The following is a 23,761-nucleotide window of genomic DNA, read 5'->3' as shown; positions in this document are numbered from 1 at the left end:
AGCCGCTTCAACGACCCTTGGCCGCCGAACGCTGGTCACACCGCGTCGACGGTCAGCCGGGAGCGGCGATGGCCCGTCGCGCCTTCAGCAGAAAGCCAAGGCCCACCAGGGCAAGCCCCGCCAACAGCCCGAACAGGGCGGTATAGCTGCCGAACAGCCCATGTAGCGCACCCAGCAGGGGTAGCCCGACAAGCACCCCGCTGTAGGTCAGCACCAGGCAGCCACCGGCGGCGTCGGCCACCCGTTCGGCGGGGGCCAGACGGGTGATCTCGGCCATGAACACGCCGTTCCAGCCAAGCGCCGACAGGCTCATGAGGCACAGCACCGCGACCATTGCCCAGCGCGGCCAGTCGGCGTCCATGGTGGCGATGGCCAGGCCGCTACCGGCGCTCAGGCAGGCCAGCCCCATCAGGGTGATCAGGCGATCGTCGAGGATATCGCCGACAAGGCCCCACAGCACTCGGCCGATGATGCCGAAGACCTGGACCGCGGACATGGTGGCGCCGGCGACGACCAGGCCGACGCCCAGATCCTCGACCAGCAGCGCCACGGTGAAGGCCGAGACCGATAGCTGGATGGCAGAAAAGCAGAGACTCAAGAGGGCCAGATAGCGCAGCGCCGGGCGCTGCCAGACGACCTGGAGCCCGGCCAGGGGGGTGGTCAGCCAAGGAGTGCGAGGGTCGCGCTCGCGGTCCCAGTGATGGCGCTGAACCTGCAATAGCAGAATACCGATGACGGCGACCAGGAACAGGCAGCCCAGAGCCGCCTGCCAGCCGATGGCCAGCGCCAGGGCGGGGGCGACAAGGCCCGCCAGCACGCCACCGAAGGGCACCCCGGTCTGCTTGAGCGAGAACACCAGGCCCTGGCGGTGACGCGGAGTAACCCGAAACAGCAAAAGCGACGCGGAGGGGTTGGTCAGGCCATAGCCGAGCCCGGCGATCAGCGAGGCCAGGGCGAAGGTGGCCAGCGACGGCAGGGTCAGCAGCGCCGCGCCGCCGCCAAGCAGCCCCAGCGCCAGCTGGCTGACTCGACAGGGGCCATAGCGTCGGGTCAGAGGCCCGCCGACCAGCGAGGTCAGCATGGCGCCACCGAAGATCAGGCTGACCTGGATACCTACGGTGGCGGTGGAAACCCCCAGCGAGTCCGCCAGGGTCGGCGCGATCGCCGAGGGAAACAGCGCCACCAGCGACGAGAAGGCCAGCACCAGGGTCGTTGCCAGCAGCGCGATACCGACCTGGGGAGGCGGAGAGGGCGGTGAAGAGGGAGCTGGAGAGGGCGCCGTCTGCTGGTTCATGCCCCCGCGTCTGCCCCGGCCAGGCCCTCACGTGGAACCCGCCGCAGGTGGCTTTCGGTCTTGCCGCCGGGCAGTGCCGCGATCAAGTCGGCCGCGTGCAGCAGCGCGCCAAGATCGATGTCACCTGCCATCCCGCCCCCCTGCAGGGCGTAGACCAGGTCTTCGCTGGCGGTGTTGCCGGTGGCCCCCGGAGCGAAGGGACAACCGCCGAGTCCTGCGCAGGCGGCGTCGAGTGCGGCGGCACCGTGGCGGGCCGCGAACAGGGCGTTGGCCACGCCCATGCCGAAGGTGTCATGGCCGTGGAACGCCCAGGACAGGGCGGGGGATCGGTGGCGCTCGGTCAGCTCGGTGAAGTGGTCCGCCACCTGGAAGGGCGTGGCGCGACCGGTGGTGTCGCACAGGGCGACTTCCACCGGCAACTCGCCGGTGATGGCGAGCGCCTTAGTGAGCACCTCATCGACCCGGCGCCAGTCGACCCTGCCGTCGAAGGGGCAGTCGAAGCTGGTGCCAAGGTCCAGGCGCAGGGCGGTGTTGCCCTTGGCGCGCACCGCCTCGACCACACGGGCGAAGGCCTCCAACGATTCATCCACCGACTGGCGCACATTGTTGCGGTTGTGCGCCTCGGACACCGAGACCACGTAGACCAGCTCGCTGACATCGTGTTCAAGCGCAAGCTCGGCTCCCTTGAGGTTGGGAACAAGCGCGGAGAATCTCACATCGCGGCGATGGGCGAAGGCGCGGATCAGCTCGCCGGTGTCCGCCATCTGCGGAATCGCCCGGGGGCTGACGAAGGAGCCGATCTCCATGCGTCGGATGCCGGCGTCGAGCAGCGCCTGGATGACCTCGATCTTGCGCTCTGTCGGCAGCGGATCGGCGATCGACTGGAAGCCGTCGCGTGGGGCGACCTCGACCAGTTCGATCGGGGCGGGTGACGTGGTGGTCATGCGGGAGTCTCCGTCGGGTTCAAGGGTGGGTGGCATCGATGTGATCGGAGCCGTCCGGCGGCGGCAGTGGGGCGCCGCGGGAAAGGCTCGCCAGGGTGTCGATCAGAAACTGAAGGCCGAGTGCGGTGAAGCCGATCGGCAGCAGCGCGTAGGGGATGCCCATGGGGGTGCCGAGGGCGCTGGACACCCGTTCGCCGTACTCGAAGGCCTGGGCCGCCATCAGATAACCGCGCCAGGCGAGGATCGCGCAGAACGTCATCCCGGCAAGACCAGTGAACACTTCCAGCAGGCGACGCGCCTTGGCGGGAAGCTTGTCCTTGAAGAAGGTGATACGGATATGGGCGTCGAAGCGTTGGGCCTCGGCGGCGCCCATCACCGCCAGATACACCAGCAGGAAGGAGTTGATCTCCAGGCTCCAGTGGGTGGGGGCGGAGAAGGCGTAGCGCATGACAGTGTCGTAGCAGATCGACACCGTCATGAACACCAGCACCGCCATCGAGGCCAGGCGCAGGATGGCGAGTACGCCATCCCAGCCCTTGAGGGGGATCCTCTGTGCGTGCGCTTTCATGGCGACCTCAGGCCTGTCCCAGCGCGAGCTTGATGGCACGTTCGCCGAGTTCCTCACCGACCTCGCCTTTCCAGTGGTCCCATACCTTGTGGGTGGCCTCGTTGAAGGCGGCCAGATCCTCGTCGCTGGGGGCGATGATCTCGACGTTCTCCTCGCGCACCTGAGGCCAGTACTCGTTGGGATAGATATCGTCGTTGCAGTGGCTGATGAAGTTCTCGTCGTACCAGCGGGCGGCATCTTCGAGGATCGCACGGCTGTCGTCGTCGAGGCTGTCCCAGCGGTCACGCAGCATGAAGGGCGCCACCGAGAAGCCGGTGATCGGCAGCTGGTAGCACACGTCCACCTGCTCCTGCAGGCTGCGCCCGATGATGGTGGAGATATTGAACACGCCGGCGTCCACGGTACCGCGCTGCAGCGCCATGTAGGTCTCGGACGAAGGAATGCGCACCGCACCGATGTCGTAGGCCTCCAGCGCCGAGGTGGCCTCGAAGCTGACCACCCTGACCTTCTTGCCGCGAATGTCCTCGAGGCTGCGCACCGCGTTGTCCTGGGTGCTCCAGATGTATTCGGGCTCGAGGATGCCGCCGCCGGAGGTCAGCATGTAGAGGTTTTCCTTGGCCAGCTCCTCATTGATCAGGTCGAACAGCGGGCTGCCCTGACGCAGCCGCTCGGGGTGGCGGTACAGCTCGCCGACGACACCGGGCAGCCCGGTGATGCCGAGGATCGGCAGCGAGCGGGTGATGTAGGAGGTGGTGTGGAACATGAAGTCGATATTGCGCGAGCGCAGCGCGGGAAGCTGTTCGTCGGCCTTGAGCAGCTGGCCCGAGTCGTAGAAATCGACCTCAAGCACGTCGCCGCCGTTGTCGCGCAGGTAGTTGACGAAGCCGGCGGAGCCGTAGGTCAGCGCCTTGTAGGACGGTGGCAGGTAGGTCACGCCGGTGAAGGTGGTGGCGGCGCGGGCATGGCGTGGCATCAGCGCCTGGGGGCCCAGCAGCGAGGCCCCTGCGGTGGCGAAGGCGGTGGTCTTGAGCAGTTGGCGGCGGGTCAGGTTCATGGGAATGTCTCCGTCTTGTCATTGTCGTTGTTGCCCCTGGCCAGCGGGGCGAGTGAATCGGGGCCCCTTCAGTGCATCAGGCTCGGTAGCCACAGGCTGATGCTGGGGAAGAACACGAACAGCATCAGCACCAGGAACTGCACCGCCACGAAGGGCAGCGCGCTCTTGATGATCTCCTCCACCGACAGCTCCGGGCAGACCCCCCTGAGCGCGTAGAGGTTTAGCCCTACCGGCGGGGTGATCACCGCGATCTCCAGGTTCAGCACCATGACGATGCCGAACCACAGGGGGTCATAGCCCATGGCCTGGATCAGCGGCAGCAGCACCGGCGTGGTGACCACGATCAGCGAGACCGCATCGACAATCATGCCGAGCAGGATCAGCAGCAGCATGACCGCCAGCAGGATCGCCCAGTCCGGCAGGCCCGAGGCGGTCAGCGATTCGGTCAGCAGCTGCGGCACCCGCACCATGTTGAGGTAGTCGCCGAAGATCTTGGCGCAGCCGATGATCAGCAGGATGGCGCCGCTGACTCGTGCGGTGCTGGCCAGGATGCGGCCGAAGGAGGCAAGCGTCAGGCAGCGGAAGATCAGCGCGGCGATCACGAAGGCGCCAAAGGCGCCGATGCCGGCGGCCTCGCTGGGGGTGGCCAGTCCAGAATAGATAGAGCCAAGCACCACCAGCACCAGCAGGGCGGCGTGCCAGATGTGGGCAAGGCTGGCGAAGCGCTCGCGCCAGCTGAAGCGTTGCTCGACGCTGGGCGCTTCCTCGGGCTTCAGACTCACCCGGATAAAGATGTAGAGCGACAGCGCCAGGGCCAGTACCACCCCGGGGACGATACCGCCGATGAACAGGTCGGCCACCGATACGCTGGCCACGGCGCCATAGATGATGAAGGGCACACTGGGCGGGATCAGCATCGCCAGGGCGCCGGCGCTGACCACCGCACCGGCGGCTAGCGAGCGGCTGTAGCCGCGCTCGAGCATCTGCGGTACGGCGATCGAACCGACCGCGGCGACGCCGGCCAGGCTCACCCCGGACACCGCGCCGAACACCGCCGAGGCGCCCACCGAGGAGATCGCCAGGCTACCCCTGAGCCAGTGCAGCCACCTCACCGCCGCCTGGAACAGGTTGTTGCCCACCGGCGTCGCGCCGAGCAGGTTGCCCATCAATATGAACAGCGGCAGGGCGATCAATTCGAAGGCATTGAGCTGGCCAAACAGCGATGACGGCGCGAAGAAGAACGCCATGGAGCCCCGGGCCATGTACAGGCCGGCGAGCCCGGCCAGCCCCAGGGACAGAAAGATCGGCAGGCCGACGGCGATCAATACGATCAGCAGCGCCAGGACGAGTAGGGGTTCCATGCAAGAGCCTCTAGGTTGTTGTTGTCGGCAGAGTGGTCGCTGGTTGGCGGTGCTAGATCACGCTGTCCTTGCGCAGGGCATCGATGCTGTTCTGGTCGAGTTCCAGCCAGTCGCCGAGCACCGCCTCGGTGTGTTCGCCCAGGGCCGGACCGACCTGGCGTACCTTGCCAGGCGTCTGCGACAGCCGCGGAAAGACGTTCTGCATCGGCAGCGGCTTGCCGTGGCGGTCCGGCACCTCGACGATGGAGCCGCGCTCCTTGATGTGTTCGTCTTCGAGCATGTCCTTGGCGGTGTACACCAGGCCCGCCGGGACACCGGCGTCGGCCAGCAGGTCGACGATATGCTGGGCATCGTGGTGGGCGGTCCAGGCGGCGATCAGCTCGTCGATGGCCTGCTGGTTCTCGCCTCGCGCGCGATGGTCGGCGTAGTCCGGATGATCGGCCAGGGTGGGCTGACCCATGGCCTCGCACAGCCGGCGGAAGACGGTGTCCTGATTGGCGCCGATGATGACGTCCCGGCCGTCCCTGGCGGGATAGGCGTTGGACGGCGCGATCTTGGGCAGGAAGCTGCCTGCGCGCTCACGGATCTTGCCGGCCCGGGCGTAGTCGGGGATCAGGCTCTCCATCATCGCCATCACCGCCTCGAAGATGGCACTGTCCACCACCTGGCCACGCCCGGTCTTCTCGCGCTGGTGCAGCGCCAGCAACGCGCCCATGGCGCCCTGGACCCCGGCCAGGGTGTCGCCCAGCGAAATCCCCACCCTGACCGGGGGGCGGTCCGGGTAGCCGCTGATGTAGCGCAGCCCGCCCATGGCTTCGCACACCGCCGCGAAGCCGGCACGCGACGCGTAGGGACCGTCCTGGCCGAAGCCGGTGACCCGCACCATGATCAGCCCCGGGTTGTCGGCCGACAGGCTCTGATAGTCCAGGCCCCAGCGCTCCATGGTGCCGGGGCGGAAGTTTTCGATCAGCACATCGGCCTTGGCCGCCAGGCGCCGCAGCAGGTCCTGGCCCTCGGGCTTGCGCAGATCGAGGGTCAGCGACTGCTTGTTGCGGGCGATCACGTTCCACCACAGCGGTTCGCCGCTCTCGTCGGTCTGGCCCCATTGGCGCATGGCGTCGCCCTTGCCCGGTGGCTCGATCTTGACCACCTGGGCGCCGAAGTCGGCCAGTACCTGGCCGCAGGTGGGCCCGGCGATAAGCTGGCCGAGTTCGAGCACCTTGAGGTCGTCCAGCGGGAGTGAGGCGATAAGCTCGTTCATGTTGGAGGTCCGTGGTCAGAGGTCGAGGGTGGAAGATGAAGGGTGAAACGCAAAAAAGGGCCGCGCCGGGAGGATCACGGGGGCGATGAGGTCGCGGTCGAGGTGTCGACGGTCACGTGCAATACCCGCGCGGCCAGCAGGTGGGCGCGCATCACGTTCTCCGCCCAGGCGGCGTTGCCGGCGCCGATGGCGATCAGCATCTCGCGGTGGTGCTGCATGCTGCGTTTGAGCGCCGAACGGTCGTAGCTGGCGAAATTGCGTCGGATGATCGAGGTACGCACCACGCTCTCGAGGATCTGGGCCAGACGCTGGTTGTCGCTGGCATGGATCAACAGGCGGTGAAACTCGTGGTTGAGCGAGGCCAGCTCGCTGTGGCCCGCACCATCGAGGGGGCTCTCGGTCAGGGCCTCCATGCGCGAGGCCAGGTCGTCCAGATGGGCGAGGGTGTCAGCGTCGATGTGTCGGCAGGCGAGTCCGACCGCCATGGGTTCGAGTACCAGGCGCAGTTCGAACACTTCACGAGCGTCCTTTTCGGTCCACTCGGTCACCCTGGCGCCCTGATGGGGGATGGCCTCGAGCCAGCCCTCGGAGACCAGCTCCCGCAGCGCCTCGCGGACCGGGGTACGGCTGACCTCGAGTTCCCGGGCAACCGCCGCCTCACGCACGAATTCGAGCGGTCGATAGGCGCCGTCGAGGATGCGTTGCTTGATGGCTTCATGGACCTGGGCGGTGGCCGTGCGGGCACCGCTGGCTTCGAGCGGGGTGGTCGGAGTCACGAGGAAATCTCTTACATTGCATACAATCGTAAGAGTAGAGGGCTTTATGGCTGGGCGAAGTTAGACTTTTGGTCGAAATTGCATGCAGCGTCTGGTGATTCCCCGGTGGTGGGCCAGTCCTAGCCCACCGCGTCGTTGGCCGCGAATACGCTGTCGGCCAGGTAGCGTTCGTCGAACTGGCCGGCATCGGCCAGGGCGGCCGGATCAGGCAGCAGCAGACGATGACGGTTCCGGTGCAGCAGGCCCTCCTCGTCGAGTGCGCTGAAGGTGCGACTGACGTGCACCGGACTCAGCCCCAGCACGTCGGCCAGCATTTCCTGGGACAGTGGCAGACGGATGCTGTGGTCTTCCTGGCGGCCGGCGGTCTTGGCCAGGCGCTCGTACATTTCCATGATGAAGTGAGCCAGCTTCTGTCTGGCGCTGCGTCGCGACAGATTGACCAGGCGCTCGGTCAGCAGCACCTGCTGGCGGCTGGCCATGGCGAAGAGGATCGAGGTCAGGGTGGTCGACTGTTGAAAGATGTCGGTCAGACGGGCGTGGGGGAAGCGGCAGATGGTGCCGTCCTCGATCATCTGGACGCCGGTAAGACGCTGATGAAAGGCGTATTCGCGTAGCCCGATCACGTCGCCAGGGAGGTAGACCTCCAGGATCTGGCGCGCGCCGTCTTCCAGCTGCCGGTAGGAGAAGGCCCAGCCCTGGCTCAGGGTGAAGAAGTCCTGGGCAGGATCGCGTTCCTCCCAAAGGCTATCGCCGGCCTTGACCTCCAGCGGTGACTTCTCGAGCGCGCCCAGCAGCTGGCGATCGCCATCGCTGAGCGGGTGATAGTGGCGAAAATGCTTGACGATGCAGCTGTCCCGGTTCGACACGGCAAGGCTCCTTGCACGACAGGCTCGATGGAGAATGCGTATTAGGGGTTTACGTTAACTCAGGTTATGTCGGCGCGGTAGATACAGGCCCAGGATGGGGGTCCATCGCCGAGGTCGGTCAAGGCACAGCGTCTCCGGTCACGGCGATCCATTCTGGAATCGTTACGGAGGCGGAGTCATGACTTACGCACCCAACCAACTGTCGATCCGTTCGGATGATGGCTATCCCACACGCCTCGACGCGCCAATGGGCAATATCGCCCGCCATTGCCCGGTCGTCCATGCGACGCCCGAGCAGCGCCAGGCCGGGCCGCTCGACGAGCAGGAGCTGGCCGCATTCGAAGAACGCGGCTTTCTCTGGTTCGACAGCTTCTTCGAGGCCGACGACATTGAGCCCTTCTTCGATGAACTAAGCGCCATGGAGCGGGATCCCGAGCTGACCGGCAGCGACAAGGTCATCACCGACCCTGTCTCTGGTGCCATTCGTTCGGTGTTCGGCATGCACGAATTGTCCGAGCGCTTCGATCGCCTGACTCGCTCGCCGCAGCTTCTGAAGATCGTCGAGCAACTGCTCGGGGGCGGTGTCTACGTGCACCAGTCGCGGATCAATGACAAGGCCGGCTTTCAGGGCAGTGGCTTCGACTGGCACTCGGACTTCGAGACCTGGCACGCAGAAGACGGCATGCCCGGCATGCGCGCGCTGAGTGTCTCGCTGATGCTCACCGACAACGGCGAGTTCAACGGACCGCTGATGCTGGTGCCGGGGTCCCATCGCCAGTTTGTTCCCACCGTGGGACGCACCCCGGACCAGAACTGGGAGACCTCGCTCAAGGCGCAGCACATCGGCGTACCCACCCGAGAGCAGCTGGGACCGATCATCGAAAAGCAGGGCATCGAGGCGCCCAAGGGGCCGGCCGGGTCGATTCTGCTGTTCGACTGCAACGCGCTGCATGCGTCCAACAGCAACCTGTCACCGTGGCCGCGCTCCAACCTGTTCTTCGTCTACAACAGCGTCGACAACCGCCTGGTCACTCCCTTCGGCGCCAAGTCCCCACGGCCCGAGCACCTGGCGGCGCGCGAGCGCACGCCAGCACTGGGATGATCAGGCGCCAGCCAATGTCGGTAGATGGCTTCGCCCTTGGGCGTGGCCGCTCCCCATCAAGAGAAAAGAGCCATCAAGAGGAAGCCCCCATGCACATTGGCGACACCCTGCTGATTGCCCGTGATCTGGTCATGGTAGCCGAGGACCAGTTGTCCTCGGGTAACACCGCCGAGATCATCGATACCTCGGCCCTGGTCGAAGGTGACGGTGACGACATACGTCTGCCGCGCTATCGGGTACTGATCGACGAGGTGGGGGAGCGGGATTGCTCCTGCACCATTCTCGAACGCCTCGAATAGTCGGACGCTGGCGCCTGGTCTGATTGTCTCATTGGCATCGGCATCGGCATCGGCATCGGCTGCGACTGCCAAAGCCACACGGGGTGACGGCCGGGCCATGCGTCTGTTAAGGATGGAGCACATTCTCGGACTTGGAGGCACGATGACGATTCAGCTCAAGCGGGCCTACGATGCGCCCGCCGACAACGACGGCTATCGGGTGCTGGTGGACAGGCTCTGGCCGCGGGGGATCGCCAAGGACGAGGCGCGTATCGATGAATGGATCAAGGAGGCCGCTCCCAGTGATGACCTGCGCAAGGCCTTTCACAGCGAAGCACTGGGCTGGGGCGAGTTTCGTCAGCGCTATCTGGCTGAGCTGAAGGAGCAGAGGGAAACGCTCAGACCCCTGGCCGAGCGCAGCCAGCAGCACAAGGTAACCCTGGTGTTTTCCTCGAAGGATGAGACCCACAACAACGCCGTGGTACTCAAGGACTACCTGGCCATGCTGACCGGGTGACGTTCGGGGGGACCACCGGGCATCACGGACTCGAACCTCCGACCCACGCATTACGAATGCGTTGCTCTACCTGCTGAGCTACACCGGCTTGACACCACCTTCTCGATCACACCGGGCCTACCGCCAGCCCGGCTAGCGGGGTTTTCAGGCGTCCCTGATGGCCCCCCTGTGCGCTAGTCCCGGGGCTCCCTTAGACGCGTCAGGCCTTCCTGGGCGCTGGAGGCCACCAGTTCGCCTTTTCGATTGTAGATGCTGCCACGAGCCAGGCCTCTGGCGCCGCCGGCCCAGGGGCTGTCCATGTCGTACAGCAGCCAGTCGTTGACGGCCACGTCCTGGTGAAACCACAGCGAGTGGTCGAGGCTGGCGATCTGCAGCTTGGGGTCGCCGAAACGGATGCCATGGGGCACCAGGGCGGTGGTCAGCAGGTTGAAATCCGAGCTGTAGGCGAGCAGGTAGCGATGCAGAGCGGGGTCATCGGGCAGCTCGCCATTGAGCCGGAACCACAACCGCTTGCGCGCGGGCGCGCCGTCCTCGGCGGTGTCTTCCACATGGCGAAATTCGATCGGGTGGCCGGGGAAGCGCAGGATCTCGTCGCTGTCGCCGGGCTCTGTTGCTTCGAGGGCGGGCATGCTGGCCTGGTGGCTCAGGCTGTGTTCCTGGCCATGGAAGGAAGCGCTGCAGAAGAAGATCGGACGGCCCTTCTGGATCGCGGTGATGCGGCGGGTGGTGAAGCTGCCACCGTCACGAACGCGGTCGACCTGATAGACCACCGGCATGGCGGCGTCGCCGGGACGCAGGAAGTAGCCGTGCAGCGAGTGCACCTGACGCTCCGCCGCGACGGTCTGGGTGGCCGCCGACAGCGCCTGGCCCAGTACCTGGCCGCCGAACAGCTGGGGAAGCCCCAGGTCCTGGCTGCGTCCACGAAACAGGTTCTCTTCCAGCATTTCCAGGCCCAGCAGGTCTACCAGACCCTTCAAGGCGTCCGACATTCGCGTATCCTCCTTGCGCCGGGGTAGCCCGGCTAGTCGATGGCGGTGACACGGTGGCGATTGCCGTGCCCGCGACAATGGTTCAGCATTTGCCTGGGCTCAGTGTACGGGAGTGCAACACCTTGCGCAGTGACGAATTTTACATGCATCGAGCGCTGGAACTGGCGGAGCGGGCGGCCCAGGCAGGAGAGGTGCCGGTCGGTGCGGTGGTGGTGGACGCGGCCGGAGAGATCATCGGTCGCGGCGCCAACGGCCCCGTGGCGAGCCATGATCCCAGCGCCCATGCCGAGGTTCAGGCGCTCAGGGACGCCGGGGTGAGCCTGTCGAACTATCGGCTCGAGGGCTGCACGCTGTACGTGACGCTGGAACCCTGCATGATGTGCTCCGGGGCCATCATCCACGCCAGGATCCGGCGTCTGGTCTACGGTGCCGCGGAGCCTCGTTCCGGCATGGTCGAGTCCCGAGCCAACCTGTTCGCCCAGCCCTGGCACTTCCACCAGGTGGAGGTCGAAGGTGGGGTGCTGGCGAGCCGAGCCTCTCGCCTGCTCAAGACGTTTTTTGCCGAGCGCCGATGAGCCTTTGCCGCAGCGCAAAGCACTGAGGCAACGTCGGCGGTGCCGACGGGTTGCTCAAGACTCCCGTTACAGGTTTCGAGCCTTGCTCAGGTGGTGAAGGGCGGTGTGTCCAGGTCCGATGCGCCGTCGACGGTATCCACGAAAAGCTCGACCCGGTCGCGTCCCTGGTGCTTCGCTGTATAGAGCGCCTGGTCCGCCTGCTGTATCAGGCGTGCCAGATCTAGCGGTGCCTGGTCCTGGCATGCCACCCCCAGGCTGATGGTCAGTGGCGTGCCGTCGTGATGAGCCAGCGGTGCCTGTCGGACGGCACGCCGCAGACGCTCGGCCACAGCGCTGGCTTCGGCTAGCCGTCCTTCGGGAATGATCACCAGAAACTCTTCCCCGCCGTAGCGCCCCAGCAGGCCGTCATCCCCCAGGGTCTCCTGTGCAAGTCGACCTACCGCCTTGAGCACTCTGTCGCCTTCGGCATGGCCGAGGCAGTCGTTGATGCGCTTGAAGTGGTCGATGTCGACAAGAATAACGCTAAGGGGCAAGCGCGCCCGCCAGGTCTGGGCGGTGGCCTGAAGGTGACGTCGGTTCGGCAGACCGGTGAGTTCGTCGTGGTCGGCGAGCCAGCTGAGTTGCTGCTGCAGGCGATGGCGAGTGCGGACCTCGCGGCGAAGGTCTCCGTTGGAGCGTGCAAGCGCACGATGCTGGGAGGCCATCTGGTGCTGGCTGAACAATGTCAGATAGAGGAACTGGCTGAACAGCAGACCCAGCATCAGGGTGACAGCCGGAAGACGGCTGCGCAGGCGCGTCAGCAATCGGGTATCGGGGCGCAAGGTCAGCTCGAGCGGTAGATAGGCTGTGTCGACTGTCACCGCCTTATTGTCGGGTCGATGCAGGGGAATGGCGTCGAGGGGAACAGATACTGTCCACGGGGCCGGATGCCCCTCCATGGGCCATTCCTTGATCAGACGGTTGTGGTAGGTAAGTCGGACCTGCAGGCTCCCCGCCCCCGAGGGGGGATGCGTATACATATTCTCGGCCATGGCTGATAGTGACAAGGTCGCTGCCAAGTGCCCGAGCGGCTTTCCACCGGGACGGCGAATCGGTAGCGAGAGCGTGATCTTCATCGTCGGTGCAGGAGCGTCGATGGCGAGGGTAGTGATCTGGGCCGCCGGGGGGAGCACCGCGGCAGGTTGAGGCATATCAGTGGACCTGGGGACGACTGTGGTCGCGGGGCTTCGCACATTGCCGCCGGTCACTTCGACGTAGCGCAGCGTCGCAAGGTAGGGAAAGTGGTCGCGAAGAGGTCGCGTCAGGTGCTGCCAGCGTTCGGTAGAGGGCGGGAGCGGCGATTGTTCGAGGAAAACCTGCAAATGTTGCAGGGAGTGTCGAAAGTCATTGAATTCGCCAGCCAGGCGTTCCTCCATGGCACGGCCTTCGCGCTGTCCTAGATATTGCAGTTCGCCATCGGCCTGAATCTCCAGGTACTGCCAAAGTGCCAGGGTCATCACGACCAGAAGTGTCGAAGGCCAAAGCCCACGCCTGAGGCTGTCGCGGGTGGGACGCCAGCCGCTTACCACGCCCACCCACTGGCCGGCCAGCAACAGGCCGAGGACGGCGGTGACGGTGAGCGAGTGGGCGTGCAGCAGTGCCGCTGAAGGCAGCCAGTGATGCAGTGGTGTCTGGTCCAGCAGCAACAGCAGCAAGCAGGACATGTGGAGCAAGGGGACGCCCAGGCTCGAGCGCGTGCGCGCCAGTATCCCCAGGGTCAGCAGCGTCAGCACGACCAGTTCGACCAGCGGCGGGCGCCAGTCCAGCAGCGTCGAAGGTGTTGTCAGCCAACGGAAGGGTTCGGACAGGCGCTCCAGTGACAGCCAGTCTTCCGGTGCACAGGTGCCGAATAGCAGAGTGACCAGGCACAGACACAGTGGCCATAGCACCAGGGCACTGGTGAAGACCCCCTTGCGTGTCCATCGCCATTGACCGATGGCGACGATAAGGGCCAGCGCCAGGGTCGTCTGATTCGCCGGCAGAGAGGCTACCCGAGTATCGAGCACGGTGAGGGAGGCGACTGCCAGCACCAGGGCGAGCAGGGTCAGCCCTTGGCTCAATAGCCGGTAGTGACGAACAACGGGTGTCGAGGTGTACCACATTCAGGCATTCCAACCCTGGCGGCTCGCGGCCTGACTGGCCGCGCTACGACCAGCTTACCCAGGCGCTGATCGAGACTCAGGAAGAAGTGCGCCGCCTCGCGCCAGTGGGGTTGACCTGAGTCAGGAGTGCAACAGACCGTTGGGCTCTGTGGCCTCGCTGGGCTCAGCAGCGGGCTTCGCCTCGGCGATCTCCACCCGATTGCGGCCCAGCCGCTTGGCACGATACAGCGCCATATCCGCTCGATGCAGCAAGTCCCTCGGCACAACGGGGCCGTCGGTCTGGGTGATCAGGCCGATACATACCGTCATGGGACTGCCGTCTTCGTGTTGTACGCCGCAGGCCTGCACCTCTCGCCTCAGGTGTTCTGCCCAGGCATGTACCCAGGCGATATCGCCCTGTGGCAGATAGACCACGAATTCCTCGCCGCCGTAGCGGGCCAGCACGCCACCCTGTGGAAGCAGTTTCTGCGCGCAGGCGGCGAAGCGCTTGAGCGCCTGGTCTCCGGCTTGATGGCCTTGTTGGTCGTTGATGCGCTTGAAATGGTCGAGGTCACATAACAGCAGACTGAGAGGGCTCTGTCCGGCGTCCGTCGGCAGGCTGGCGAGAAAGGTGCGTCGATTGGCCAGGCCCGTGAGGTCGTCGTGTCCTGCCAGCCATTCGATGTTTTTCTGCAGGCGCGAACGACGCCGCATTTCTCGGCGTAGTTCGAGATTGGTATCGGCAATCTGGCGGTGCTGCTGGCGCTGCCGATGGCGGCTGAACAACAGCAGGTAGAGCAGCAGAGCCATGATCAGGCCGGTGCACAGCGTTGAACTCGGATAGTGCAGCTTCAGGTGCTCCAGCAAACGGCGGTTGGGGCTGAGCTCCAGGTGCAGGGTATGGGACAGCAGACGAACGTCGCTGACGAGCCTCCAGGGCGAATTCGACGCTGACGTCGGTACCCGCCATAGGGTGCTGTCGCCGTCTTTCAATGTCAGCGTCATGGCGTCCGGTATATCGGCGAGCGCGGGCAGGAGATTGGAAGCTAAGGCGTCGAGGCTGAAGACCATGGCGACCGAACCCAGCAGCCGCCCACCATCAACCGTGTGGATCGGCAGAAAGTGGATGATGCCCCAGCCCCCATCGGGCAGTGGCAGGATATCCGATGACACCGCGTCGCGCTGGTGAAAGCTCTGCTGCAGCACTTCCATCAGTGGCTGGTCGAGGGCTCCATCCAGCAAGCGCATGCCCGGGTAGGCCTGGTGCCAGTTGTCGTCGGGATAGAGGTGCTGGACCCGTCCGGAGGGATCGATCAGGGCCAGCAGGGGCAGTTCCGGGAAGTCGTTCATAAAGCTCTGGGCTTCGTGGCGCCACATCGATGCCGAGGGCAGGCGTTGATCGATCTCCCAGACCAGATGGAAGCGATGCATGGCTCGAAGGGTGTCGTCGATGCGGTCTGTCATCGTTGCCGACAGGCGATCGGTCTCCCGCTGGGCACGTTCGAATAGCTGTCGATTGGCCTCTCTGTCCTGCTGGCACCACAGCAGAACCGTTGCCGTGGCAATCAGAAGACCGGGGCCCAGGGCGCGCAACAGGCTCGCCTGGTTATGGCGCCAGCCGGTCACCACCGCCAGGAACTGGGTCAGCAATAGCAGCCCGCTGCCCGCCAGCGCCCAGGGACCTGCGGGTGGCGCCAGCGGCGGCAGTGTCTCGGGCGCCGCCACCTGGTAGGCCAGACTCCCCCACAGCAGGACGGCGATGGCGTGGAGCAAGGGGGTGCCCAGGCTGGCACGGGTGCGCAGGGCAAGACTCAAGGCCAGGCACGCCAGCAGCAGGCTGTCGGCCAACCCCGGCCACTGCCAGGAAAGGCGTGGGTGGCCAGTATCGAGCGGCGCCGGTGGATCGAAAGTCGCCAGAGACAGCCAGCCCTGGGGCAGGATATCGCCGGCCACGCCGATCAGCAGAGCGGCCAACACCGCCACCACCAGCGTCAGACTCAAGCCCAGCCGCTGGCGGTACCAGGCCAGTTGAGCAAGACCGATCAAGCCGCCCAGTACCAGGGTGGGCAAGGTGGTCGAGGCGGTATAGCCGGCGAGGCTGGCGCAGAGCCCCGCAATGTACAGTGCCAGGGACAACAGCGTCAGCGGGATTCTGAGACGTAGCATGTACCCACTTTCCAGGCGAGGAGCTGGCGGTTGTTGGACGTTGTGGTCAGCGAAATATCTCGCCGAACCGATCAGCGAGAAGAATAGACGTTCGGGGGATTGTGCTGGAAAATGCGGCCAAGTGGGCGCGGAACCATGCCTTTCCTGATGTAGATCAAGGACATCGAGGGGGCGGGTGGGTGTCTGGTTGGCGCCTGGTGTTGAGGCCGCGTGCCAGATCCGCGCAAGGCCGCGCTCAGGCAGGTGATCCACAAACCTCGATACGATTGCGCCCCTGCCGCTTGGCCCGATAAAGCGCCAGATCCGCGCGGTGGAGCAGGTCTTCGGCGATCAGGTCGCCGGCGCCGTGGCTGGCGATGCCGATGCTTACCGTCATGGGGCGCCCATCGGCATGCTCAACGCCGCAGTTCATCACGCTCTGGCGCAGGGATTCGGCGATCTCGACGGCCTCGTCCGCGGCCACCCCGGTCAGCAGGGCCACGAATTCCTCGCCGCCGTAACGGGCCAGCACCACCCCTTCGGGCATCGCCAGGCGTCCCACTCGGGCGAAGCGACGAAGCGCCTCGTCCCCCGCCTGGTGGCCGAGCTGGTCATTGATGCTCTTGAAGTGATCGATGTCACACAGAAGAACGCTCAGCGGGCGGCACTCCTGCTGTTCTCGCAACGTCGACATGAACAGGCGGCGATTGGGCAGCAGCGTCAGCTCGTCGTGGCCGGCAAGCCACTCCACCTCACGCTGCAGTTCGGTACGATGGCGGACCTCTCGGCGCAGCTCCTCGTTGGAGCGGTACATCGACGAGTGTTGTACCGACATGCGGTGGTGGCCGAATACCACCATGTACAGCAGGTAAGCCAGCAGCAGCCCGATGCTGAGACTGGCCACCGGCTGGCGCGAACGCAGACCCAGCAAGTAGCCAGTGGAGGCGTTCAAGGCGACGGTCAGCTCTTGTTCGTCAAGGGCAAGCAGGCTAAGCGTGGTCCATGGGCCTGGCGACTCGCTGGTCGGCCAGTCGCGGATGGTGTCACCGTCCACGGCAAAGCGCATGCGGATATGCTCACGGTCCAGCAGGGTCTCGGCGTAGAGCTTGTCGGCCAGCACCGGGAGGCTGAGCACCATGGCCGCAGCGCCGGTGACGCGCTGCTGGTCGGGGGAGGTGATCGGCAGGTAGTAGATCATGCCGGGCATCCCCTGCAGCAGTGGCACGACGCCGGTGTGGCCCTCCTGGTTGTCGGAAAGTGCCTTCGCCAGTGCGTCGACGTAGGGGCGGTCCACGTCTAGTGCATTGATGCCGATGATCGCCCGGTTGCTGTCATCGCGTGGGTGGACAAGGCGGATGGTACCGTCGGCTTCGATATAGGCGATGTTGAGAAAGTAGCTGAAGTCCTGGTGGTAAAAGGCGGCCTGGCGCTCCCACTCTTCGGCGCTGGGGGCCTCTTCCAGCAGGCTCCAGAAGCTGGCGAAACGTCTCACTGCCTCCAGGTGGGCCGTTATCTCGGCGCCAAGCTGAGTCGCCAGACGATCCGATTCGCCCTGCAGCTCGTCTTGAAGCTGCTGGTCCACGTACACACGTTGCTGGTTCCAGACGAACAGACTGACCAGCACCAGGGCGAGCGAGGGAATCAGGCTGCGCAGGATGCTGATCCGGGTGTGGCGCCACCCCGAGACCACGCCGACGAACTGGGCGACCAGCAACAGCGCCAGCAACAGCATGCTGGCGGGGGTGCCTGCCAGGTTCTGCGGCGAGCGGATCTCGTCGGTGATCACCAGCAGCGCTTCGGTGACCAGTAACAGCGCCGCCAGCGCCTGCAGCAGCGGGGCGGCCAGGCTCGCCCGGGTGCGTCCCAGCAGCCCGCCAGTCAGCGCCAGCAGGATGAGCAGCTCCATCAAGGGCGGTCGAAGATCGTCGAGGCCCTGGACCCCGGGTAGCCACGATGCCCATTGGTCGAGCGTGACGTAAGAGATCAGGGCTTCGGGCAGCAGGTAGCTGGCCAGGCCCAGCAGCAGGATCGCCAGCACCGGCAACAGACACACGACCGACATCCTCACCCCACGCCAGTACCACATCGCCTGGCCGATGCCGGTCAGCAGCAGCAGGGTCCAGCTGGCGCTGTGGCTCTGATCCTGGATCATCGAGGGGTCGACGATCAGTCCCGCCGTGGCCAGCAGGATGACCAGCAGCGTCATGGACAGGGCAATTCGAGACATGAAGGCAAGGTGTCCTAGGGCATGGGGGGCACGAGTTCGAAGATCTCGGCGTCGGCTTGATCGGGCAGGCGGGCATTCAGCTGGTGGAACTGCTGCTGGCTGCGATCGACGTAGTCGAGGATCTCGAGATAGCGGCGAATATTCTGCACATAGATGACCGGTTCGCCACCCCTTGCGTAGCCGTGGCGTGTCTTGCTGTGCCACTGGCTTTCCTGCAACAGGGGCAGCGCCTCACGCACATCACGCCACAGATCCGGGTTGCCACCCCGCATGCGGGCGATATCACGGGCGTCATACAGATGGCCGAGGCCCACGTTGTAGGCCGCGAGTGCCATGTAGAGGCGGTCCTCCCCGGTGATCGACTCGGGCAATCGCTGTTCGACGCTGCGCAGATAGCGTGCGCCGCCCTCGATGCTCTGGGCCGGGTCCAGCCGGTTCGATACTCCGACTTCCTCGGCGGTGGCGTTGGTCAGCATCATCAGCCCACGCACCCCGGTGGGCGACGTTGCCTCCGGGTCCCAGTGGGACTCTTGATAACCCACCGCCGCCAGCAGCTTCCAGTCGAAGTGTTGCGCGCGGGCGGCCTCTCGAAACAGGGCATCGAAGCGGGGCAGGCGCTTGTTGACGTGGTTGATGAAGACCCGGGCGCCGACGTACTCGAGATAGTCGTCATGACCGAAGTAGCGGGCGGTGAGGCGGTCGAGTTCACCGTCTGCGCGAAGCTCGTCGAAGAACGTATTGGCGCGTTCGATCAGCGCCAGACCGTCTTTCCCGGAGAAGGCCCAGGCCATGGTCACCGGCTCGCCGATGTCGAAGCCGTCTTCCACTTCGGGGAAGAACAGACGATTGAGGCGGAACTGGTGGGCGTACACCACCGCGGCGTCCAGCTCGCCATCCTCGATGCGCCTGAGCAGCGAGGCGATCTCCAGGTCTTCCGCTTCCTTCCAGCTGAGGCGAGGGTGCTCGCGCTGCAATTCGTGCATGACGCGGCTGATGCCGGTGCCCTTGGCGATGCCGATGTTCCAGTCCTTGAGGTCATCGAGCGCCTTGGGCGGCTGCAGTCCTCGGCGATACACCACCATCGGCTGCATCGACAGGATCGGGCGCGAAAACACCAGGCCTTCCGCCAGCGGATCCAGCGGCAGGGCGGCCGCGCCGAGGTCGCCCTGGTGGCGCACCGCGTCGAGCACGCTCTGCACATGGTGGTCATCGCTCAGGTTCAGGCTGACCCCGAGGCGGTCGGCGAAGCGACGCATCAGTTCGTACTCGAAGCCGGTAGGTCCCTGGCGCCCCTCGTAGTAGGTAAAGGGGGTATTGCGGGTGTGCACGGTGATGAAATCACGTGCCAGTACTCGCTCCAGGGCAGCGCTTGAGGAGGGGCCGGGCGGTGTTGGCCAGAGCGCCCACAGCAGGCCCAGGCCACTGGCGGCAAGGATGCGCAGGCGCCGCGCATGACGGAAACCGTCCTTCATCGGGGCAAAATCGCTCATGGTGGAGCGCCCACCTTACCCAGCCCACGGGGCGCTGTCATCCGCATCGATTTCTCGCACCCGTCGGTTTCCAGTATCATATGCCGTCTCGCCCGCCGCGGCCCCCTTCTTTTATCGCTGATCTTCAGAGGCTCCTGGATATGCTCGAACTGCGCGGAGCGCCCGCCCTGTCCACCTTCCGTCACGCCAAGCTGCTGGCTCAACTGCGTGTGTCCGTCCCCGAGATCGAGGCGCTGCACGCCGAGTATGTGCACTTTGCCGATCTGGAGCGGGAGCTCGATGCCACCGAACTGAGCCTGCTCGAGCGCCTGCTCGACTACGGGCCGGCACAGCAGGATAGCGATGTGGAGGGGCTTGCGTTGCTGGTGGTGCCACGTATCGGCACCCAGTCTCCCTGGTCATCCAAGGCTACCGACATTGCCCACAACTGCGGTTTGACCCAGATCAACCGCCTGGAGCGCGGCATCCTCTATCGCATCAAGGTGCGCGGTACGCTGAAGGAAGCCCACTTCGACGCCATCGTCGCCGGCCTGCATGACCGCATGACCGAGACGGTGCTGCGAGACAGCTCCGACGCCGCCACCCTGTTCGCCCACCATGAGCCGGCGCCGCTGGGCCAGGTGGGCGTGCTCGAGGGTGGCCGTACTGCGCTTGAGGTCGCCAATCGCGAGCTGGGACTCGCCCTGGCCGAGGACGAGATCGACTACCTGGTCGAGGCGTTTGTCGAGCTGGGCCGCAACCCCAGCGACGTCGAGCTGATGATGTTCGCCCAGGCCAACTCCGAGCACTGCCGCCACAAGATCTTCAACGCCGACTGGGTCATCGACGGCGAGGCCCAGAGCCACTCGCTGTTCAAGATGATCAAGAACACCTTCGAGGCCTCGCCGGACGGCATCCTGTCGGCCTACAGCGACAACGCTGCGGTGATCAAGGGCAGCGAGGCGCGTCGCTTCTTCGCCACCCCGCTGACCGGTCGTGACGGTGAGCGCGCCAGCTACGGCGGGGAAGTGGAGCCGATCCACATCCTGACCAAGGTCGAGACCCACAACCACCCGACCGCCATCGCGCCTCATCCCGGTGCGGCCACCGGTGCCGGCGGCGAGATCCGCGACGAAGGCGCCACCGGCATCGGCGGCAAGCCCAAGGCGGGGCTGACCGGCTTTACCGTGTCCAACCTGCGTATCCCCGAGTTCGTGCAGCCCTGGGAGGCGTTCGACTACGGCAAGCCCGAGCGCATCGTCAACGCCCTGGAGATCATGCTCGAGGGCCCCATCGGCGGCGCCGCCTTCAACAACGAATTTGGCCGTCCCAACCTCACCGGCTATTTCCGCACCTACGAGCAGGACGCTCTCGGTGCCAGCGGCATCGAGCGTCGCGGCTACCACAAGCCGATCATGATCGCCGGCGGCTACGGCAACATCCGCGAACAGCACGTGGCCAAGGGCGAGATCCCGGTGGGCGGCAAGCTGATCGTGATGGGTGGCCCGGCGATGTTGATCGGGCTCGGCGGCGGCGCAGCGTCGTCGATGGCCTCCGGCTCGTCGAGCTTCGATCTCGACTTCGCTTCTGTTCAGCGCGACAACCCCGAGATCGAGCGGCGTGCCCAGGAGGTCATCGACCGCTGCTGGGCGCTGGGTGACGACAACCCCATCTGCTTTATCCACGACGTAGGCGCCGGTGGTCTGTCCAACGCCTTGCCGGAACTGGTCAAGGACGGCGATCGTGGTGGTCTGTTCAGCCTGCGCGAGGTGCCCAACGCCGAGCCCGGCATGAGCCCGCTGGAGATCTGGTGCAACGAGGCCCAGGAGCGCTACGTGCTGGCGGTGGCACCTGCGGATCTCGAGACCTTCGACGCCCTGTGCCGGCGCGAACGCTGCCCTTACGCGGTGGTCGGCGAGGCCACCGCAGAACACCACCTGGCGGTGGTGGACGGCCACTTCGACACCCGCCCGGTGGACCTGCCGATGAGCGTGCTGTTCGGCAAGCCACCCAAGATGCAGCGTGAATTCGAGCGTGCCCCGCTGGAACTGCCCGGTGTGATGCTCGACAACCTGGACCTGCGCGAGGCGCTGGATCGCGTGCTGCGTCTGCCCACCGTGGCCTCCAAGAGCTTCCTGATCACCATTGGCGACCGCTCGATCACCGGCCAGGTCGCGCGTGACCAGATGGTCGGTCCCTGGCAGGTGCCGGTGGCCGACGTGGCGGTGACCACGGCAAGCTTCGATACCCACGCCGGTGAGGCCATGGCCATGGGCGAGCGGTCGCCGGTGGCGCTGATCGACCCCGCCGCCAGCGCACGCCTGGCGGTGGCCGAGTCGATCACCAACCTGGCCGCTGCCCCGATCGCCCAGCTTGGCGACATCAAGATGTCGGCCAACTGGATGAGCGCGGCGGACCATGAAGGCGAGAACCAGGCGCTGTATGACGCCGTGCACGCCGTCGGCATGGAGCTGTGCCCGGCGCTGGGCATCGCGGTGCCGGTGGGCAAGGACTCCATGTCCATGCGCACCGCCTGGGAGCAGGACGGTGAGCAGAAGGCGGTGACCTCGCCGCTGACCCTTGCGATCACCGGCTTCGCTCCGGTCACCGACGCCATGAAGACGCTGACCCCGCAGATTCGCCTCGACCAGGACGAGAGCGACCTGCTGCTGATCGACCTGGGCGCCGGCAAGAATCGTCTGGGCGGCTCCGCCCTGGCCCAGGTCTACGGCCAGGTCGGCAACGACTGCCCGGACCTGGACGACGCCGAGGACCTCAAGGCCTTCTTCAGCGTCATCCAGGGGCTCAACGCCGACGGTCGACTGCTGGCCTACCACGACCGCAGCGACGGTGGCCTGATCGTCACCCTGCTGGAGATGGCCTTCGCCGGCCGCGCCGGGCTCGAGATCAAGCTCGACTGGTTGATCGACGAGGCCGCCGAGGCGGTGGACGCGCTGTTCAGCGAGGAGTTGGGGGCGGTCATCCAGGTCAGCCGTGAGCACACCGAAGAGGTGCTGGCCCAGTTCGCCGCCGCCGGTATCGAGACCTGCGGCGTCATCGCCCGTCCGCGCTACGACGACCAGATCCGCGTGACCCTGTTCGAGGAGCCGTTGCTGGAGACCACCCGGCAGCTGACCCAGCGCACCTGGAGCGAGACCAGCTACCGCCTGCAGGCTCTGCGCGACAACCCCGAGTGCGCCAAGAACGAGTTCGACAACCTGCTCGACACCCGTGACCCGGGCCTGAGTGCCAGCCCGACCTTCGACGTCGACGAGGACATCAGCGCGCCCTTCGTCAACAGCGCACGTCCGCGTGCCGCCATCCTGCGCGAGCAGGGCGTCAATGGTCACCTGGAGATGGCCTGGGCCTTCGACAAGGCCGGCTTCGAGGCGGTCGACGTGCACATGAGCGACCTGCTCGAGGGACGTGTCGGTCTCGACGAATTCAAGGGGCTGGCCGCCTGTGGTGGCTTCTCCTACGGCGACGTGCTCGGCGCCGGTGGTGGCTGGGCCAAGTCGGTGCTGTTCAACCCCCGCGCCCGCGAGCAGTTCGCCGACTTCTTCGCGCGCGACGACAGCTTCGCCCTCGGCGTGTGCAACGGCTGCCAGATGTTGTCCCAGCTCAAGGAGCTGATCCCCGGCGCCGAGAACTGGCCGCGCTTCGTGCGTAACGAGTCCGAGCAGTTCGAGGCCCGAGTGGCCATGGTGCAGGTGGAGAAGACCCCGTCGATCCTGCTGGCCGGCATGGAAGGCTCGCGCCTGCCCATCGCCGTGGCCCATGGCGAGGGCCGCGCCGAGTTTCGCGATAGCGCCCACCTGCGCAGCATGCAGGGCTCGGGCCAGGTGGCCCTGCGCTATATCGACAACCACGGCCAGTGCACCACCCGCTACCCGGCCAACCCCAACGGCTCGCCCTCCGGTATCACCGGCCTGACCACGCCGGATGGCCGGGTGACGATCATGATGCCCCACCCGGAGCGGGTGGTGCGTGCCGTCACCAACTCCTGGCGGCCGGCCGAGTGGAGCCAGGACGGCGCCTGGCTCAGGCTGTTCCGCAATGCCCGGGTGTGGCTGGGCTGATCCTCCAGTCCCTCCTGACCCACGACAACGCCGCCTGCGGGCGGCGTTGTCGTATCCGGGACAACGTCAGGTGTTGTATCGAGCGGCGTCAGGTGCCAAGTTGAAGTTCCCGCTTGCACAGTTTCGCCCCTTTATC

18 protein-coding genes are annotated in these 23,761 nt (G+C 65.7%); 5 read left to right on the top strand and 13 right to left on the bottom strand.

Features of this window, described 5'->3' with window-relative positions; genetic code table 11:
• Window positions 1-52 precede the first annotated feature (52 nt).
• The 8 genes from NFH98_RS16260 to NFH98_RS16225 all read right to left on the bottom strand — a co-directional run bounded on the left by NFH98_RS16260 (window position 53) and on the right by NFH98_RS16225 (window position 8,124).
• On the bottom strand, window positions 53-1,294 hold the full coding sequence (locus NFH98_RS16260; protein ID WP_348827029.1) for an MFS transporter: 1,242 nt from the start codon (window positions 1,292-1,294) through the stop codon (window positions 53-55).
• Complete coding sequence (locus NFH98_RS16255; RefSeq protein WP_348827028.1) at window positions 1,291-2,238, bottom strand: hydroxymethylglutaryl-CoA lyase; 948 nt, start codon at window positions 2,236-2,238, stop codon at window positions 1,291-1,293. Before NFH98_RS16255 ends, NFH98_RS16260 begins: the two co-directional genes overlap by 4 nt.
• Window positions 2,239-2,257: 19 nt before the next feature.
• Window positions 2,258-2,806 (bottom strand): TRAP transporter small permease, encoded by a 549-nt coding sequence (locus NFH98_RS16250; RefSeq protein WP_108132356.1) that lies wholly within the window; start codon window positions 2,804-2,806, stop codon window positions 2,258-2,260.
• Window positions 2,807-2,813: 7 nt separating this feature from the next.
• A complete protein-coding gene (locus tag NFH98_RS16245; protein ID WP_045991077.1) occupies window positions 2,814-3,860 on the bottom strand; it encodes a TRAP transporter substrate-binding protein in 1,047 nt (348 codons plus the stop codon).
• Between the two features lie 68 nt (window positions 3,861-3,928).
• Window positions 3,929-5,221 (bottom strand): TRAP transporter large permease, encoded by a 1,293-nt coding sequence (locus tag NFH98_RS16240; RefSeq protein WP_108132357.1) that lies wholly within the window; start codon window positions 5,219-5,221, stop codon window positions 3,929-3,931.
• Between the two features lie 52 nt (window positions 5,222-5,273).
• Window positions 5,274-6,482: a CaiB/BaiF CoA transferase family protein gene (locus NFH98_RS16235; RefSeq protein WP_045991075.1), complete on the bottom strand. Its 1,209-nt coding sequence runs from the start codon at window positions 6,480-6,482 to the stop codon at window positions 5,274-5,276.
• Window positions 6,483-6,556: 74 nt separating this feature from the next.
• Window positions 6,557-7,258, bottom strand: coding sequence for a GntR family transcriptional regulator (locus tag NFH98_RS16230; protein ID WP_348827027.1), 702 nt, complete (start codon window positions 7,256-7,258; stop codon window positions 6,557-6,559).
• A 119-nt stretch (window positions 7,259-7,377) separates the two neighbouring features.
• A complete protein-coding gene (locus NFH98_RS16225; RefSeq protein WP_045991981.1) occupies window positions 7,378-8,124 on the bottom strand; it encodes a Crp/Fnr family transcriptional regulator in 747 nt (248 codons plus the stop codon).
• Window positions 8,125-8,302: 178 nt separating this feature from the next.
• Between NFH98_RS16225 and thpD the strand changes: the two genes are divergently transcribed.
• From thpD to NFH98_RS16210, 3 genes are all read left to right on the top strand, one after another.
• The gene (thpD, locus tag NFH98_RS16220; protein WP_348827026.1) at window positions 8,303-9,226 is read left to right on the top strand and encodes an ectoine hydroxylase; all 924 of its coding nucleotides are present in this window, start codon (window positions 8,303-8,305) and stop codon (window positions 9,224-9,226) included.
• Between the two features lie 89 nt (window positions 9,227-9,315).
• Window positions 9,316-9,525 carry a hypothetical protein gene (locus tag NFH98_RS16215; RefSeq protein ID WP_108132360.1) on the top strand — a complete coding sequence of 70 codons (210 nt, stop codon included), beginning with the start codon at window positions 9,316-9,318 and terminating at the stop codon, window positions 9,523-9,525.
• A gap of 142 nt (window positions 9,526-9,667) precedes the next feature.
• Window positions 9,668-10,021 carry a DUF488 domain-containing protein gene (locus tag NFH98_RS16210; RefSeq protein WP_045991984.1) on the top strand — a complete coding sequence of 118 codons (354 nt, stop codon included), beginning with the start codon at window positions 9,668-9,670 and terminating at the stop codon, window positions 10,019-10,021.
• Between the two features lie 173 nt (window positions 10,022-10,194).
• Here NFH98_RS16210 and NFH98_RS16205 read toward each other — a convergent pair whose 3' ends face one another.
• Window positions 10,195-11,010: an acyl-CoA thioesterase gene (locus NFH98_RS16205; RefSeq protein WP_108132364.1), complete on the bottom strand. Its 816-nt coding sequence runs from the start codon at window positions 11,008-11,010 to the stop codon at window positions 10,195-10,197.
• 122 nt (window positions 11,011-11,132) lie between these two features.
• Between NFH98_RS16205 and tadA the strand changes: the two genes are divergently transcribed.
• Window positions 11,133-11,585, top strand: coding sequence for a tRNA adenosine(34) deaminase TadA (gene tadA / locus NFH98_RS16200; protein ID WP_045991988.1), 453 nt, complete (start codon window positions 11,133-11,135; stop codon window positions 11,583-11,585).
• 86 nt (window positions 11,586-11,671) lie between these two features.
• On the opposite strand, the gene NFH98_RS16195 is transcribed toward tadA, so the two are convergent.
• The 4 genes from NFH98_RS16195 to mltF all read right to left on the bottom strand — a co-directional run bounded on the left by NFH98_RS16195 (window position 11,672) and on the right by mltF (window position 19,567).
• Window positions 11,672-13,726, bottom strand: coding sequence for a GGDEF domain-containing protein (locus NFH98_RS16195; protein ID WP_306168885.1), 2,055 nt, complete (start codon window positions 13,724-13,726; stop codon window positions 11,672-11,674).
• A gap of 120 nt (window positions 13,727-13,846) precedes the next feature.
• Window positions 13,847-15,871 carry a GGDEF domain-containing protein gene (locus tag NFH98_RS16190; RefSeq protein WP_349622945.1) on the bottom strand — a complete coding sequence of 675 codons (2,025 nt, stop codon included), beginning with the start codon at window positions 15,869-15,871 and terminating at the stop codon, window positions 13,847-13,849.
• 235 nt (window positions 15,872-16,106) lie between these two features.
• The gene (locus NFH98_RS16185) at window positions 16,107-18,077 is read right to left on the bottom strand and encodes a GGDEF domain-containing protein (protein WP_306168887.1); all 1,971 of its coding nucleotides are present in this window, start codon (window positions 18,075-18,077) and stop codon (window positions 16,107-16,109) included.
• Between the two features lie 14 nt (window positions 18,078-18,091).
• The gene (gene mltF, locus NFH98_RS16180) at window positions 18,092-19,567 is read right to left on the bottom strand and encodes a membrane-bound lytic murein transglycosylase MltF (protein ID WP_045991989.1); all 1,476 of its coding nucleotides are present in this window, start codon (window positions 19,565-19,567) and stop codon (window positions 18,092-18,094) included.
• A 140-nt stretch (window positions 19,568-19,707) separates the two neighbouring features.
• Here mltF and purL point away from each other — a divergent pair, with 140 nt between their 5' ends.
• The gene (gene purL, locus NFH98_RS16175) at window positions 19,708-23,625 is read left to right on the top strand and encodes a phosphoribosylformylglycinamidine synthase (RefSeq protein ID WP_306168888.1); all 3,918 of its coding nucleotides are present in this window, start codon (window positions 19,708-19,710) and stop codon (window positions 23,623-23,625) included.
• The last annotated feature ends 136 nt before the right edge of the window (window positions 23,626-23,761 follow it).

The organism is Halomonas sp. H33-56 (genome assembly GCF_040147035.1).
Lineage (GTDB): Bacteria > Pseudomonadota > Gammaproteobacteria > Pseudomonadales > Halomonadaceae > Halomonas > Halomonas litopenaei.
This window is presented reverse-complemented; position numbering and strand designations above follow the sequence as displayed.